General features: G+C 64.6%; 12 protein-coding genes. 1 reads left to right on the top strand and 11 read right to left on the bottom strand.

Annotation, left to right across the window (positions count from 1 at the left end):
* Window positions 1-7 precede the first annotated feature (7 nt).
* The 5 genes from ACO6VM_RS06770 to arcD (ACO6VM_RS06750) all read right to left on the bottom strand — a co-directional run bounded on the left by ACO6VM_RS06770 (window position 8) and on the right by arcD (ACO6VM_RS06750) (window position 5,207).
* Complete coding sequence (locus ACO6VM_RS06770; protein ID WP_110993241.1) at window positions 8-376, bottom strand: DUF5064 family protein; 369 nt, start codon at window positions 374-376, stop codon at window positions 8-10.
* Window positions 377-432: 56 nt separating this feature from the next.
* Window positions 433-1,362, bottom strand: coding sequence for a carbamate kinase (gene arcC / locus ACO6VM_RS06765; protein ID WP_422402960.1), 930 nt, complete (start codon window positions 1,360-1,362; stop codon window positions 433-435).
* A gap of 50 nt (window positions 1,363-1,412) precedes the next feature.
* The gene (locus ACO6VM_RS06760; protein ID WP_401060623.1) at window positions 1,413-2,423 is read right to left on the bottom strand and encodes an ornithine carbamoyltransferase; all 1,011 of its coding nucleotides are present in this window, start codon (window positions 2,421-2,423) and stop codon (window positions 1,413-1,415) included.
* 69 nt (window positions 2,424-2,492) lie between these two features.
* Window positions 2,493-3,746, bottom strand: a complete 1,254-nt coding sequence (arcA, locus tag ACO6VM_RS06755; protein WP_401060624.1) for an arginine deiminase — start codon at window positions 3,744-3,746, stop codon at window positions 2,493-2,495.
* A gap of 33 nt (window positions 3,747-3,779) precedes the next feature.
* Window positions 3,780-5,207 (bottom strand): arginine-ornithine antiporter, encoded by a 1,428-nt coding sequence (gene arcD, locus ACO6VM_RS06750; protein ID WP_401060626.1) that lies wholly within the window; start codon window positions 5,205-5,207, stop codon window positions 3,780-3,782.
* 438 nt (window positions 5,208-5,645) lie between these two features.
* On the opposite strand from arcD (ACO6VM_RS06750), the gene arcD (ACO6VM_RS06745) reads away from it, so the two are divergent.
* Window positions 5,646-7,073, top strand: coding sequence for an arginine-ornithine antiporter (gene arcD, locus ACO6VM_RS06745; protein WP_422402959.1), 1,428 nt, complete (start codon window positions 5,646-5,648; stop codon window positions 7,071-7,073).
* Between the two features lie 98 nt (window positions 7,074-7,171).
* Here arcD (ACO6VM_RS06745) and ACO6VM_RS06740 read toward each other — a convergent pair whose 3' ends face one another.
* The 6 genes from ACO6VM_RS06740 to ACO6VM_RS06715 all read right to left on the bottom strand — a co-directional run bounded on the left by ACO6VM_RS06740 (window position 7,172) and on the right by ACO6VM_RS06715 (window position 14,190).
* Window positions 7,172-8,518, bottom strand: a complete 1,347-nt coding sequence (locus ACO6VM_RS06740; protein WP_422402958.1) for a CoA transferase — start codon at window positions 8,516-8,518, stop codon at window positions 7,172-7,174.
* A gap of 58 nt (window positions 8,519-8,576) precedes the next feature.
* Entirely contained in the window at window positions 8,577-8,990 is a 414-nt protein-coding gene (locus tag ACO6VM_RS06735) for a YbaN family protein (protein ID WP_401060630.1), read from the bottom strand.
* 49 nt (window positions 8,991-9,039) lie between these two features.
* Entirely contained in the window at window positions 9,040-9,642 is a 603-nt protein-coding gene (locus tag ACO6VM_RS06730) for a biliverdin-producing heme oxygenase (RefSeq protein WP_422402957.1), read from the bottom strand.
* A 266-nt stretch (window positions 9,643-9,908) separates the two neighbouring features.
* The gene (locus ACO6VM_RS06725) at window positions 9,909-12,497 is read right to left on the bottom strand and encodes a TonB-dependent receptor (protein WP_422402956.1); all 2,589 of its coding nucleotides are present in this window, start codon (window positions 12,495-12,497) and stop codon (window positions 9,909-9,911) included.
* A 126-nt stretch (window positions 12,498-12,623) separates the two neighbouring features.
* Window positions 12,624-13,586 carry a FecR family protein gene (locus ACO6VM_RS06720; protein WP_401060634.1) on the bottom strand — a complete coding sequence of 321 codons (963 nt, stop codon included), beginning with the start codon at window positions 13,584-13,586 and terminating at the stop codon, window positions 12,624-12,626.
* 91 nt (window positions 13,587-13,677) lie between these two features.
* On the bottom strand, window positions 13,678-14,190 hold the full coding sequence (locus tag ACO6VM_RS06715) for an RNA polymerase sigma factor (RefSeq protein ID WP_401060636.1): 513 nt from the start codon (window positions 14,188-14,190) through the stop codon (window positions 13,678-13,680).
* Window positions 14,191-14,408 lie beyond the last annotated feature (218 nt).

Genomic DNA, 14,408 nt, shown 5'->3' with positions numbered 1-14,408 from the left:
AATTCGACTATTCCAGATGTTCAGGCTTGATCGGGTCACCCGACTTCACATCCAGCTTCGCGCGAATGTCTTCGAACATGGCGTCGTACAGCTTGTGCGGCGAGCCAAGGGTCTCGAATTTCTTGGGCGGCTTCAGGTATGCCTGGGCCTTGCGCGTGGTGACGCTGAGGAAGCTGGGCAGCACCTGGTCCTTGGCCAGGAAGAACTTCTCGTCGACCGGCTTGCCCTCGATGCTGCCATGCAGGCGGAACTCGATGCCTCTGCCTTCCTTGGGGTCCTGGGCCACTTCGTAGTTGATGTTCAGGTCGTAGCTGTGGTCGTTGGTGTTCAGCGCGGTGCGCTCGATATGAACGTGACCGGGTTGGTACTGGGCCATGGTGGAAACCTCCGGAAGGTTGAAAACGGCGGGCGACGGGCGCCCGCCAACTGCATTCAACGGTAGCTGATACCCGGCTTGGCGGTGGAAACCCGTGTGCCGGCGGTGCCTTTGACGATGTCTTCGATGTTTTCCAGCGAGCTGATCACCGCGACCTTGCCGGTATGCCGGGCGAAATCGCAGGCAGCCTGCACCTTGGGCCCCATGGAACCGGCGGCGAAGCCCAGCTTTTCGAGCTCGTCGGGGTGGGCCTGGGCAATCGCTTTCTGGGTCGGCTTGCCGTAGTCAATGTAGGCCGCATCGACGTCGGTGGCGATGATCAGAAGGTCGGCTTCCAATTGCTCGGCCAACAGTGCCGAGCACAGGTCCTTGTCGATCACCGCCTCGACGCCCTTGAGCTTGCGGTTTTCGTCGTACAGGGTGGGGATGCCGCCACCACCGGCGCAGATCACGATGCTGCTCTTTTCCAGCAGCCACTTGATCGGGCGGATCTCGAAGATGCGCTTGGGTTTGGGGCTGGCCACCACGCGGCGGTACTTGTCGCCGTCGGGCTTGACCACCCAGCCTTTCTCTTTGGCCAGGCGCTCGGCTTCTTCCTTGGCATACACAGGGCCGATGAACTTGGTCGGGTCCTTGAAGGCCGGGTCATTAGCGTCCACTTCAACCTGGGTGAGCAGGGTGGCGAACGGCACCTCGAAGGCCAGCAGGTTGCCCAGTTCCTGTTCGATCATGTAGCCGATCATGCCTTCGGTCTCGGCGCCGAGCACATCCAGCGGGTAGGCTTCATCCGGCTTGTACGACAGGCTCTGCAGCGACAGCAGGCCGACCTGCGGGCCGTTGCCGTGGGCGATGACCAGTTCGTTACCGGGGTGGATCTTGGCGATCTGTTCGGTGGCGGTGCGGATATTGGCGCGCTGGTTGTCAGCGGTCATCGGCTCGCCACGGCGCAGCAGGGCGTTGCCGCCCAATGCAACAACGATACGCATGGGGAATGTCCTTCAGAGAGACTATGGGGCAAGCCCGCTCCCACAAGGGGTTACAGATCAGCCAGGGTCGACACCAGGATCGCCTTGATCGTGTGCATGCGGTTTTCCGCCTGCTCGAAGGCGATGCACGCCGGCGACTCGAACACGTCATCGGTCACTTCGATGCCGTTGGCCAGGTGCGGGTACTGTTCGGCGATCTGCTTGCCGACCTTGGTGTCGGAGTTGTGGAATGCCGGCAGGCAGTGCATGAACTTGGTGCGCGGGTTGCCGGTGGCCTTCATCAGCTCCTTGTTCACCTGGTAGGGCAGCAGTTGCTGGATGCGTTCGCCCCAGGCTTCGACCGGCTCGCCCATCGATACCCAGACGTCGGTGTGCACGAAGTCCACGCCTTTGACTGCGGCTTTCGGGTCTTCGGTGAGGGTGATGCGCGCACCGCTTTCTTCTGCGTACTTCTGGCAACGCTCGACCAGGTCGTCATGGGGCCACAGCGCCTTGGGCGCGGCGATGCGCACGTCCATGCCGAGCTTGGCGCCGATCAGCAGCAGCGAGTTGCCCATGTTGTTGCGGGCGTCGCCCAGGTAGGCGTAGCTGATGTCGTGCAGCGGCTTGTCGCTGTTCTCGCGCATGGTCAGCACGTCGGCGATCATCTGGGTCGGGTGGTATTCGTCGGTCAGGCCGTTGAACACCGGCACACCGGCGAACTTGGCCAGCTCTTCGACGATCTCCTGCTTGAAGCCACGGTACTCGATGGCGTCGTACATGCGCCCGAGCACGCGGGCGGTGTCCTTCATGCTTTCCTTGTGGCCGATCTGCGAGGAATTGGGGTCGATGTAGGTGACATTGGCGCCCTGGTCGTAGGCGGCGACTTCGAAGGCGCAGCGGGTGCGGGTCGAGGTCTTCTCGAAGATCAGGGCGATGTTGTTGCCCTTCAGGTGCTGCTGCTCGGTGCCGGTGTACTTGGCGCGCTTGAGGTCGCGGGACAGGTCCAGCAGGTAGCGCAGCTCGCGGGTGGTGTGGTGCTCGAGGCTGAGCAGGTTGCGGTTATGGATGTTGAACGCCATGACGGTTCTCCTTGAGTTCGGTAGGTAGCCCGGCCGCCACTTCGTGGGTGCGGCCGGGTGCAATGGGCGTTAGTAATCGATTGGGTCGCGGACGATCGGGCAGGTCATGCAGTGGCCGCCGCCACGGCCCCGGCCCAGTTCGCCGGCGCTGATGGTGATGACCTCGACCCCGGCCTTGCGCAGCAGGGTGTTGGTGTAGGTGTTGCGGTCGTAGCCGATGACCACGCCGGGCTCCACGGCCACCACGTTGTTGCCGTCATCCCACTGTTCGCGCTCGGCGGCGAAGCTGTTGCCGCCGGTTTCGACCACGCGCAGCTTGACCCCCAGCTGTTCGCCGACCACCTCGATGAACGACTTGTTCTCGCGGCGCACGTCCATGCCGTAAGGCTTGCTTTCGTCCGGGCGAATGATGAACGGCACGATCTCCTTGACCACTTCCGGGAAGACCGTGACCAGGTCGCGGTCGCAGAAGCTGAACACGGTGTCCAGGTGCATCGCGGCGCGGGACTTGGGCAGCCCGGCGACGATGACTTTTTCCACCGCGCCCTTGGCGAACAGGTTCTGCGCCAGTTGGCCGATGGCTTGGCGCGAGGTGCGTTCACCCATGCCGATCAGCACGATGCCCTTGCCGATCGGCATCACGTCGCCGCCTTCGAGGGTGGCCTTGCCGTGATCCTTGTCGGGGTCGCCGTACCAGACCTGGAAGTCGGCTTCGGTGAACTGAGGGTGGAATTTGTAGATGGCACTGGTCAGCAGGGTTTCCTGACGTCGCGCCGGCCAGTACATCGGGTTGAGCGTCACGCCGCCGTAGATCCAGCAGGTGGTGTCGCGGGTGAACTGGGTGTTGGGCAGCGGGTCGAGCAGGAAGCTGGAATGGCCGAGGTAGTCGCGGTACATCTTGATCACGCTGGCGCCTTCGCTTTCCGGCAGGTCTTCACCGGCCACGCCGCCGATCAGGAACTCGGCCAGCTTGCGCGGCTCCAGGCTTTCGAGCCAGCCACGCACTTCGTTCTTCAGGCCGACGCCGACGGTGTCATCGGTCAGCTTGCGGTCGAGGATCCATTTCAGCGCCTCGGGGTTCTGCACGGTCTCGGTCAGCAGGTTGTGCATTTCCAGCACTTCGATGCCGCGTTCACGCATCTTGGTGACGAAGTCGAAGTGGTCGCGTTTGGCCTGGTTGACCCAGATGACGTCGTCGAACAGCAGCTCGTCGCAGTTGCTCGGGGTCAGGCGCTGGTGCGCCAGGCCTGGCGAGCAAACCATCACTTTGCGCAGTTTGCCGGCTTCGGAGTGGACGCCGTATTTCTGTTTTTCAGTGGACATGGTTCATTCCTCCAGTAAAGCGAATACAGGTGTTCAAAGGGTCAGGAAGCCGTCGTACAAGCCGTAGGCCGCCACCAGGGCGCCCACCACCACGGCGGCGAAAATCAGTTTTTCGATGCTGGTGAAGATCGGCTGGCCCACTTCGCGCTTGGCCTTGGCGAACAGGATGGCGCCAGGGGCGTACAGCAGGGCCGAGAGCAGCAGGTACTTCACGCCGCCGGCGTACAGCAGCCAGATCGCGTAGACCAGGGCGATGCCGCCGATGATCAGGTCTTTCTTGCGTTCGGCCAGGGCCTGCTCGTAGGTCTCGTTGCGCCAGGCCAGCAGGAAGGCGTAGGCCGCCGACCACAGGTAGGGCACCAGGATCATCGAGGTGGCGAGGTAGATCAGCGACAGGTAGGTGCTGTTGGAGAACAGCGTGATCACCAGGAAGATCTGCACCATGGCGTTGGTCAGCCACAGGGCGTTGGCCGGCACCTGATTGGCGTTCTCGCGGCGCAGGAACTCCGGCATGGTGTGGTCCTTGGCGGCGGCGAACATGATCTCGGCGCACAGCAGCACCCACGACAGCAGCGCCCCCAGCAGCGAGATGATCAGGCCGACGCTGATCAGCACCGCCCCCCAGTGGCCGACCACATGTTCAAGCACGGCAGCCATGGACGGGTTCTGCAGCTTGGCCAGTTCCGGCTGGGTCATCACCCCCAGCGACAGCACGTTGACCAGCACCAGGAACAGCAGCACGGTGACGAAACCGATGACCGTGGCCTTGCCCACGTCGGAGCGTTTTTCGGCGCGGGAGGAGAAGATGCTCGCGCCCTCGATGCCGATGAACACCCACACGGTGACCAGCATCATGTTGCGCACCTGGTTCATCACGCTGCCCAGCTCCGGCGTACCGAGGGCCCAGATATCAGCGGTGAAGATGTCGAGCCGGAAGGCGAACAGGCAGATCAGCGCGAACAGCGCCAGCGGCACGACCTTGGCCACGGTCGTGACCAGGTTGATGAACGCCGCTTCCTTGATGCCGCGCAGCACCAGGAAGTGCACGGCCCACAGCAGGATCGAGGCACCGATCACTGCCGCCGGTGTATTGCCTTCGCCGAAGATCGGGAAGAAATACCCCAGGGTGCTGAACAGCAGCACGAAGTAGCCGACGTTGCCCAGCCAGGCGCTGATCCAATAGCCCCAGGCGGACGAAAAACCCATGTAATCGCCGAAACCGGCCTTGGCGTAGGCGTATACACCGCCGTCAAGATCAGGTTTGCGGTTGGCCAGGGTCTGGAACACAAAGGCGAGGGTGAGCATGCCCACCGCGGTGATGGCCCAGCCGATCAGCACGGCTCCTACGCCGGCGCTGGCGGCCATGTTTTGCGGCAGCGAGAAGATCCCGCCACCAATCATCGAGCCGACGACAAGTGCAACAAGTGCACCTAACTTTAGTTTTGCGGGAGAATCAGACATTTAACGACTCCGTACCAGGAGAAAGTTGACTTCAGAATAAATCTGACGCCTGGGTCATTAGCTGATTTAGATCAGTTCATGCCGACATGAAGGGTTAAAAAGACCCTTCATGTACCTCCTGGAGGATGCCGACAGCTTTGCTGCAAGCCTTGTGCACTGGCACCTCCGTGTCCATCTAGAGCAAACGCTCCGTTTTGCCTGCGCTATGAAGCTAGCCGTTTCTGGATATTTCGCAAATTTTTCACAAGATTGAGTGGTGGCAATGCGCCATGCACGAGAAAGTCCTTTAAAACCCTGGGTGTCGTGCGCTTTTAGTTAGACAAAGGAGTTATGAGTGAACTAGCTTTAATGTCCTGCATTAATATAAATATGCTGTAACATTTATATGCGTTAGATCGAAATTTCATGTTCAGCAAGGGGTAGAAGGGGAGAAGCGCCATGAGCGAACCGGGACAGAAGCTGCGCCTAGGCGCCCTGATCGCGCTGGTGGTCGGCTCGATGATTGGCGGGGGGATCTTCTCGCTGCCGCAGAACATGGCGGCGCGCGCCGACGTCGGTGCCGTGCTGATCGGCTGGAGCATCACCGCGGTGGGCATGCTGGCGCTGGCCTTCGTGTTCCAGACCCTGGCCAACCGCAAGCCGGAACTGGACTCGGGGGTGTACGCCTACGCCAAGGCCGGCTTCGGCAACTACATGGGCTTTTCGTCCGCCTGGGGCTACTGGATCAGCGCCTGGCTGGGCAACGTCGGTTACTTCGTGTTGCTGTTCAGCACCCTGGGGTTCTATTTCCCGGCGTTCGGTGAGGGCAATACGCCGCTGGCCATCGGTTGCGCCTCGCTGCTGCTGTGGGCGGTGCATTTTTTGGTGCTGCGCGGCATCAAGGAGGCGGCGTTCATCAACCAGGTGACCACCGTGGCGAAGGTGGTGCCGCTGCTGATGTTCATCGTGATTGCCGCATTCGCTTTCCGTGCCGATATCTTCACCCGCGACATCTGGGGCTTGAGCAATCCCAAGTTCGGCAGCGTGCTGGAACAGGTGCGCAACATGATGCTGGTGACGGTGTTCGTGTTCATCGGCATCGAGGGCGCCAGCGTGTATTCCGGCCGTGCCGAGCGCCGATCGGACGTGGGCAAGGCCACGGTGGTCGGCTTTCTCGGGGTGCTGGCGCTGCTGGTGCTGGTCAACGTGCTGTCGCTGGGGGTGATGACCCAGCCGGAACTGGCCGGGTTGCAGAACCCGTCGCTGGCCTCGGTGCTGGAACACATCGTCGGGCCGTGGGGCGCGCTGTTGATCAGCATCGGGCTGGCGGTGTCGCTGCTGGGCGCGCTGTTGTCCTGGGCGCTGCTGTGCGCCGAGATCCTCTTCGCCACCGCCCGCGACAAGACCATGCCGCGCTTCCTTGCCCGGGAAAACGCCAACCATGTGCCGGCCAATGCGCTGTGGCTGACCAACGTGATGATCCAGGGTTTCCTGTTGATCACGCTGTTCTCGGCGGGGACCTACACCAGCCTGATCTACCTGGCGTCATCGATGATCCTGGTGCCGTACTTCTGGTCGGCGGCCTATGCGGTGTTGCTGGCGTTGCGTGGCGACAGCTACCAAGGCCAGCCTGGCGTGCGCCGCAAGGACTTGCTGGTGGCGCTGATCGCCTTGCTGTACGCGGTCTGGCTGCTGTATGCCGGTGGGCTCAAGTACGTGCTGCTGTCAGCGTTGCTGTACGCGCCGGGGGTGATCCTGTTCGCCCGGGCCAGGCACGAGCAGGGGCTGGCGCTATTCACCTCGTGGGAAAAGCTGATCTTCGCGGGGGTGCTGGCGGGCGCGGGGCTGGCAGCGTATGCGTTGTATTCGGGGCTGTTGAGTTTGTGAAACGCGCAGTTGCCAGGTGACACGCTTGCTGTAGGAGCGGCCTTGTGCCGCTCCTACAGGGAATGCGCGTTGAGCGGTACAAGATGCGTGTTGAGTGGTCACCACTGAGCAGTGGCCGAACCCAGCTCGCAACTCCCTCGTGCCCATGCCATCACCGCCGTGCCCACCTGCAGCGGCCCTTTGATCCGCTGCGCCGCACCCCATGGCGTGTGCTCGATGTGCGGCTCGAGGTCTGCGGACGTCTCCGCCGCCAGCGGCAGGTCCTCTTCCACCGTTCCGCGTTCGACCAGCAGTGCCGCGGTACGCGCCAGCGACAGCCGTGCCTGGCACCCCTGGCCGCTGCGTAAACGCTCGGTCAGCGCGCGGATCGCCTCCGCCGCCATCAGGTAGCCGGTGGCATGGTCCAGCGCCTGCACCGGCAGCGGCACAGGCCGATCCGCTTGCTGCCAGCGCATGCCTTCGTGGGCGATGCCGGTGCTCATCTGCACCAGGCTGTCGAAGCCGCGGCGGTCCTGCCAGGGGCCGCCCCAGCCATAGGCGTTCAGGCCCACATCGATAAGGCCGGGGTTGAGCTGGCGGCGACGTTCGGCACCTATACCCAGCCGTTCGAGCGCATCGGCGCGGTAACCGTGGACCAGGATATCGGCCTCGCTGAGCAGGCGTTCGAATACCTGGCGATCAGCCTGCGCCCGCAAATCCAGGCGCGCACAGCGCTTGCCCAGGGTGACTTCCGCTGCCAGCGAAGGCTCGTCCCAGCCGGGTGGGTCGAGGCGCAGTACCTCGGCACCGAACGCGGCGAGCAAGCGGGTGGCCACCGGGCCGGCGATGATGCGGGTGAGGTCGAGCACCTTCACTCCGGCCAACGGCCTGGCTGGGTTGCCCTGCCAGGCCTGTGCCGGCCCGGCGAAGGCCTGGCGCAGGATCAGCGGTTGTCGGTTGACCGCCTGGCCCTGGGGATGGGCGCACCATTGCGGCCAACTGCGCATGCGCGCCGCGCAGCCACCGGCTGCGACCACAGCGGCTTCAAGGTCATCGCCTTGCCATCTGGTCACCTCGCGGGCAACGCTGGCGCGTTCGGCCTGGGTGCCGAGCACCTGCAAGGCAGCGGCACGATGGTGCGGGGCATTGGTGTGCAGGCGGATCCAGCCGTCGCCGGTTGGGTAGTCGCCGGCAATGGCGTCCCACAATGGCGGCAGTTGCCAGCCGTGGGGGCGCAGGCTGGTGTTGAACCAGAATGAGGCCAGGCGGCGGTCGATCTGCACCGCTGGGCAAGCGCCCGTCTGGCTTTCCAGCAGTTTGGCCAGGGCCAGGCCGCAGGCGGCAATACTGGCGGTGGCCAGTTCGCTCACGGCGAACGTCGAGGGCAGTGCGCCGACCCCTTGCCAGCGCACGGCGGCGGGGTCGAGGCTCAGGGACTGGGCGATGGTGTCGAGCAACGGCTGCATGCAGGGTCCTCCTTGCTGGGCCCTATTGCAGTACATCCGCCAGCACAGTGCAAACCCCTCAGCGTTGCAGCTCGACCGACCCCGGCGTGGTCGGCCGCTCCGGGCGCGACCAGATCCACAGGTTGCCCAGGGTCATGCCGGCGATGGCCAGGTAGACCGGCCAGTGGTGCTCGAGAAAGGTCAGCATCAGCCCCGCGCACAGCAGCATGCTCAGGGTCGCGCTGACCTTGGCGCGACGCTGGATCACCCGGCCATTGCGCCAGTTGTACAGGATCGGCCCGAACAACCGGTGGTTCTCCAGCCAGGCGGACAGCCGCGGCGAACTGCGGGTGGCGGCCCAGGCGGCGAGCAGGATGAACTCGGTGGTCGGCAGGCCGGGGATGACGATGGCAACCAGGCCTACCCCTAAGCTGACATAAGCCAGGATCGCGTAGAGCAGCCGGGACACTTTGGAGCGGGCGAGTCGGGTCATGGTCTCACTACAACGGTGCGGCCGCCCGCGGGCGGCCGGGTGAAGCGTGTCAGGCCAGCACAGCGTCGGTGGCGTAGGCATGCTTGAGCAGCTCGGTGAAGCGCTCGAAGGCGGCGACCGCGCCACGTTCGGCGGCGGCGTCTTCCTCGGGCGACAGGGCCTGGCTGTCGAGAATGCGGGTGAACTGCTTCCAGCCTTCGGCGCGGCCACCTTCCGGTTCGCCCAGGTGGCGGGCACCGAAGCTGTCGGACAGTTCCAGCGCCACGGCGCGCTTGATCAGGAATGCGGCGCCCAGTTTGGAGCCTTCGGAGACGAAGATCCAGCCCAGCGCTTCACCCAGGCTCGGGTTCTGCAGGGCACCGGCGAAGGGCGCCGGCACTTCGGTGTCGAGGTCGGCAAGGTCCAGGCGAGCCTGTTCGGCGCGGCAGCGCGCTGCCAGGTCGGGGACGATGGCGATCAATTGCGGGTCGTTGTACAGGGCCTGCAGTTCCGACTGGAACAGGTACTGGGCGACCACGAAGCGGGCGAAGCTCTCGCGGCTGTCGAATGGCTTGTGCGACTTGACCAGGGCGTCCAGCTCGGTGTGCGGGGCGTGGGTGACCTGGTTCAGGCGCTGGGAGCGCAGGGCGGCGCGCTCGGAGGAGGTGGACATCGGGGGCATCCTTGGGAAATGGGTTGTCTAGTGTTAAGACGAAACAGATGACGCACGACAGTAAAAAAACCTCATCTGGGAAGTTGAATCATTCGTCGGACTGCGAGTTGTGGGAGCGGGCTTGCCCCGCGAAGGTGACACCTCGGTGCCTGGCACGGGCTATGCCCGTGTTCGCGGGTGAACCCGCTCCCACAGTGATCGCGCAGCTGTGCGAATGGCGAGCAAGTCAGTTGCTCGCACAGGCTCGCAAGTTCAAAGCGTTCTAATCAGATATCCCACACCACATTGATGGCGAAGTTGCGCCCCGGCATGGTCAGGCGGTCGAGGTTGGCCGGCTGGGTCACGCTGGCTTCGCCGATCGAGTCGTAGCCGCGCACGTCATCCCACTGCCAGTACTTCTTGTTGGTGAGGTTGTACAGGCCGGCGTTGACGGTGACGTCCTCGCTCACCTTGTAGAAGCCGGTCAGGTCCAGCACGCCGTAGCCGGGGCTGCGGAACTGCTTGCTGGTGCCGTCGGGGGCGAAGAAGGTGGTGTCGTCGACGCGATCCTTCTGCTTGACCAGGGTCCAGCTGAGCAAGCCGCCGTAGTTCTGCTGCTCGTAGCCCAGGCCGAGCACGGCGGTGAGCGGGTTGACGCTGTTCAGCGGCTGGCCGTTGTCGTCGTTGCGGCCACGGGCATAGGCCACCGAGCCCTGGGTGTACAGGCCTTGCGCGGCACCGAAGTGGTCGAGGTTCAGGCGGCCCTTGAACTCGGCGCCGCGGATGGTGGCGTGCTTGATGTTGTTGGCCTGGAACTTGGCGCCCAGGTTGGACGACAGGATGGCGTCTTCGTTGATGAAGTCGCGGTACTTGTTATAGAACACCGCCACGTCGAAGTTGCCGGCGTCGAAATTGCCGCGCAGGCCGGTCTCGTAGCTCTTGCTCTTTTCCGGCTCCAGGTCAGGGTTGGGCTGCACGCTGTAACCCAGGCCCGGGTTGTCGAAGCGGCCGTACATGGCCTTGGCGGTCGGGGTGCGGAAGCCCTCGGCGTACTGGCCGTACCAGGTGTAGTTGTCGTTGAAGGCGTAGGTGACCCCCAACTTGGGCGATACGCGGTGCCACTTCTTGGCCGAGTCGTCGGCATTGGCGGCACCGGTCACGCTGGTGCTCTGCACGCCGCGCAGGAATTCGTCGGTGAACTTGGGCTCCATGCGGGTGTAGTCGTAGCGGGCGCCCGGCAGGAAGGTCCAGTTGTTCCAGCGGATCTCGTCCTGGGCGAACAGGCTGTAGGTGTTCACGGTCGGGTCGGGGAAGTCGCTGACCGGTACCTGGCCATCGCGTGCGCTGATCTGGCCGACGGCTCTGCAGGAACCGCCGACGTTCAGGCAGGTGCCGACGCCCTGGCGGATGCCGCTGATCTTCTCGTGCTTTAGGGTGGTGCCATAAGTCAGCAGGTGCTCGGTGGCGCCAATGCTGAAGGCTTTGTCCAACTGGGCGTCAAGGACCCACTGGCGGTCCTTGTAGGTGGTCTGGCGGTCTCGGAACACCTGGCGGCCGGCGGCGAAGTACAGCTCGTCGGTGCGCTGGTCGGTCTTGGCGATCTGGTAGTTGAGGCTCCACTTGAGGTGGTCGGCGACCAGGCTGTCGAGGCCGAATTCATGATTGATGCCGAAGCGTTCACGGGTGACGGTGTCGTTGCCCTGACGCATGCGGTATGAGTTCGAGGCGCCGAAACCGGGAATGAACGGCCCGCCCACGGAGCTCAGGATGTTCTGGTCGCGGTCGTCCTTGTAGTGCTCGTAGGTCAGGCCCAGGCGGGCGTCGTCGGCGTAGTTCCAGCCCAGTTTGGCCAGCACGTTGGTGGTGCGCACGTCCTCGGGGTTGGCTTCGGTGCGGGCCAGGCCGCTGCCGCCGTGCTCGCCGTAGGACTCGGTCTCGTGGCCGTTGCGCTGGCTCAGGTGCAGCAGGCCGTCGAAGTCGGCGTGGCGGCCTGCGACGGTGGCGGACGTCAGCCAGCTCTCGTCGGCGGAGCTGTAGCCGGTCTTCAGGCGTGCGCCGACATCCTTGCCGGGCTTGATGATGTCTTCAGGGTCGAGGGTGAAGTAGCTGACCGCGCCGCCGATGGCGTTGCTGCCGTACAACACCGAGGCCGGGCCGCGCAGGATCTCGACGCGCTTGACGATTTCCGGGTCGACGTAGTTGCGCTGGGTCTGGGCGTAGGGGCCGTAGAAGAAGCTGTCGGGGATCGACACGCCGTCTACCTGGGTGAGGATGCGTTCACCGTCGATGCCGCGGATGTTGTAGCCGTTCAAGCCGCTGCGCTGGCCAACGCCGCCGACCGAAACGCCCGGCTCGTAGCGCACCAGGTCCTTGATGTCGTTGACGTTCTGCCGGTCCAACTGCTCGCGGGTCTGCACGCTGACGGTGCTGGGCACCTGGCTGACCTCCTGGGCGCTACGGGTGGCGCTGACGGTCATCTGTTGCAGGGCAATGGCACTGCCCGCCTGGCGTTCGAGCACCACGTTGGCGTTGTCGATCTTGCGATAGGCCAGGCCAGTGCCGTGCAGCAGGCGTTGCAGGGCCGCTTCCGGGGCCAGCGAGCCCTGCACCCCTGGCGAGGCCACGCCTTCGGCCAGCTCGGCGTTGAAGCCGACCTGCCAACCAGTGACCTGGCTGAACGCATTGATCGCCGAAACCAGCGGCTGCTGGGCAATGGCGAAGCGGTAGTCGCCCATGCGCGGGCTGCTTGCCTGGGCAGGCTCCACGGCCAGGGCCGGCAGGCTGCAGGCGCCGCTGGCGAGCAGGGCAAGGGTCAGCAAGGACAGCTGCCCGTGGCGGCGGGAAGGGGTGAACGGGCGGGTTGGACCTGTGGACATCGAAAGCGCTCCCTGTCGCGCGAGGGGTTATAGGCGTGGACTGTTGTCGTTATCGAACGAGAATCAGTTGCATTGGCTATAACGAGACGTGCTGCCTACAGGGGTCGCGTAAAAAAACTTGTTGGCTTAGTTGAGAATCACCACGGCAGGGTATTCATGCAGCTGCGCCGAGGTGATGTGGGCGAGGGCGCGCAGGGTTTGCAGGGGCTGGTCGAGGCGGTAGTTACCGGTGACCGCGACCTGCTCCAGCTGCGCATTGCGGCTGATGATCCAGCCTGGGTAGTAGCGCTGCACTTCGGCGATGACCTGGCCCAGCGGGCAGTTTTCGAACACCAGGCGGCCTTCGACCCAGGCCAGTTCCTTGTTCAGGTCGACGCGCTGGCGCTGGCCGAAGCCCTGGGGGCCGACACTGATGCTGTCGCCAGCGCTCAGGCGGATGCGCTGGTCGCGGGCCCCCTGCAGATCGACGTCGCCACGCTGTACGCGCACCTGCGCTTCGCCGTCCAGGTAGCGCACGGCGAAGTCGGTGTCGCGCACGTTGGCGCGCAGCGGCCCGGCCTGCACTTCCAGCGGCGGCTGGCTGCCGCCGGCGACCTGGAAGTAGGCTTCGCCCTGCAGCAAGCGGGCAACCTGGCGCCCGTCGCGCACATCGCTGGCGAAGGCCGAGTTGGTGTTGAGCAAAATCTTGGCGCCGTCGTCCAGTTGCAGGCGCTGGCGCTCGCCGACCACGGTGAGGTGGTCGGCCTGCAGGCGCACAGGCAGGTTGCCGAAGGTGAACAGCCCGACCAGCAGCACGGCGGCGGTGGCCAGCGGCTTCCAGTGGCTGCGCAGGCGCCCGCCGAGGGAGCGGCGCTGGCGTTGCTGCAATTGCTCGGCGGCCTGGCGCAGCGGCGCACCGTTCCACAGCGCTTCGGCTTCGACGTAGGCTTCGGCGTTTTCCGGCTCGGCGCCCAGCCAGTGCTCGAAGGCCTGGGTGTCTTGGTCAGTGGCGCATTGCAGGCGGATCAGCCAGTCCATCGCCTCCTCGCGGGCACGGGCGCGGGCATCAGGCTCGGCAGGTGTCGGGCGAGGGCTGGGCTGATCGGTCACGAAGGATCCTTGCGGGGGCTTTTTTGCGCATGATCGGCGCAGGCCCGGCACATGGCAAGGGCTTTGCGCAGGTGCGCGGCGAGTGGTCGCGTCACTGGTGCCGAGCGGCGACGCCCATGCAGATGGCCATGATCAGTTTCAGTTCCTTCTGCACGGTGCTGGCCGAGACGTTCAACTGCTCGGCGATTTCCAGGTAGCTGGCGCCATGCAGGCGGCTCTGGATGAAGATGCGCTGCTGGCGCTCGGTCAGCTGGCCAAGGCTTACGCTCAGGTGCTTGAGCAGTTGCTCGGCGTGGGCGGCATCCTCGCTGCTGCCGGCGGGCGCGGCGACGTTGTGCAGCACTTGCTCGGGCACGTCGTCGACCAGGGTGCGTGCCTGCACCCGGCGGGCGCGCAGGTGGTCCAGGGCGAGGTTGCGCGCGGTCTGGAACACGAAGGGTTCAAGGTGCTCGATCGGCCGCTCGCCCAGGGCACGGGTGACCCGCAGGTAGGTTTCCTGCAGCAGGTCCTCGGCGGTGCTGGGGTTGCCGACCATGCGTTGCAAGGTGCGCAGCAGGCTGAGGCGCTGGGTGAGGAAGACTGAATTGAACCGGGATTGACTCACGGGGGAACCTGGCCACTTTGGGGTGAATGATAATGCTTATCATCCATGTGGCAGGTCAAGCGCTGAAATGTCACGAACAGGTAAAGATTGCGCTTTGCACGTGGGGCGGTGGGCGTGGGGGGGGGGGGGGGGGGGGGGGGGGGGGGGGGGGGGGGGGGGGGGAGGGGGGGGGTGGGGGGGGGGAAGGGGAGGCGCAACCCCAAAAAACGGGGGGGGGG

This window comes from Pseudomonas sp. GZD-209, from assembly GCF_049310485.1.
In the GTDB taxonomy this organism is placed as follows: Bacteria; Pseudomonadota; Gammaproteobacteria; order Pseudomonadales; family Pseudomonadaceae; genus Aquipseudomonas; species Aquipseudomonas sichuanensis.
Note: the sequence above shows the minus strand (reverse complement) of the source record. Positions and strands in the feature narration are given on the sequence as shown.

What these genes read in the sequence shown, in the direction of transcription:
- ACO6VM_RS06770 (WP_110993241.1), bottom strand. Translation starts at nt 376, where the DNA reads ATGGCCCAGTACCAACCCGGTCACGTTCATATCGAGCGCACCGCGCTG.
- ACO6VM_RS06760 (WP_401060623.1), bottom strand. Translation starts at nt 2,423, where the DNA reads ATGGCGTTCAACATCCATAACCGCAACCTGCTCAGCCTCGAGCACCAC.
- ACO6VM_RS06740 (WP_422402958.1), bottom strand. Translation starts at nt 8,518, where the DNA reads ATGCAGCCGTTGCTCGACACCATCGCCCAGTCCCTGAGCCTCGACCCC.
- arcD (WP_401060626.1), bottom strand. Translation starts at nt 5,207, where the DNA reads ATGTCTGATTCTCCCGCAAAACTAAAGTTAGGTGCACTTGTTGCACTT.
- ACO6VM_RS06725 (WP_422402956.1), bottom strand. Translation starts at nt 12,497, where the DNA reads ATGTCCACAGGTCCAACCCGCCCGTTCACCCCTTCCCGCCGCCACGGG.
- ACO6VM_RS06730 (WP_422402957.1), bottom strand. Translation starts at nt 9,642, where the DNA reads ATGTCCACCTCCTCCGAGCGCGCCGCCCTGCGCTCCCAGCGCCTGAAC.
- arcA (WP_401060624.1), bottom strand. Translation starts at nt 3,746, where the DNA reads ATGTCCACTGAAAAACAGAAATACGGCGTCCACTCCGAAGCCGGCAAA.
- ACO6VM_RS06735 (WP_401060630.1), bottom strand. Translation starts at nt 8,990, where the DNA reads ATGACCCGACTCGCCCGCTCCAAAGTGTCCCGGCTGCTCTACGCGATC.
- arcD (WP_422402959.1), top strand. Translation starts at nt 5,646, where the DNA reads ATGAGCGAACCGGGACAGAAGCTGCGCCTAGGCGCCCTGATCGCGCTG.
- arcC (WP_422402960.1), bottom strand. Translation starts at nt 1,362, where the DNA reads ATGCGTATCGTTGTTGCATTGGGCGGCAACGCCCTGCTGCGCCGTGGC.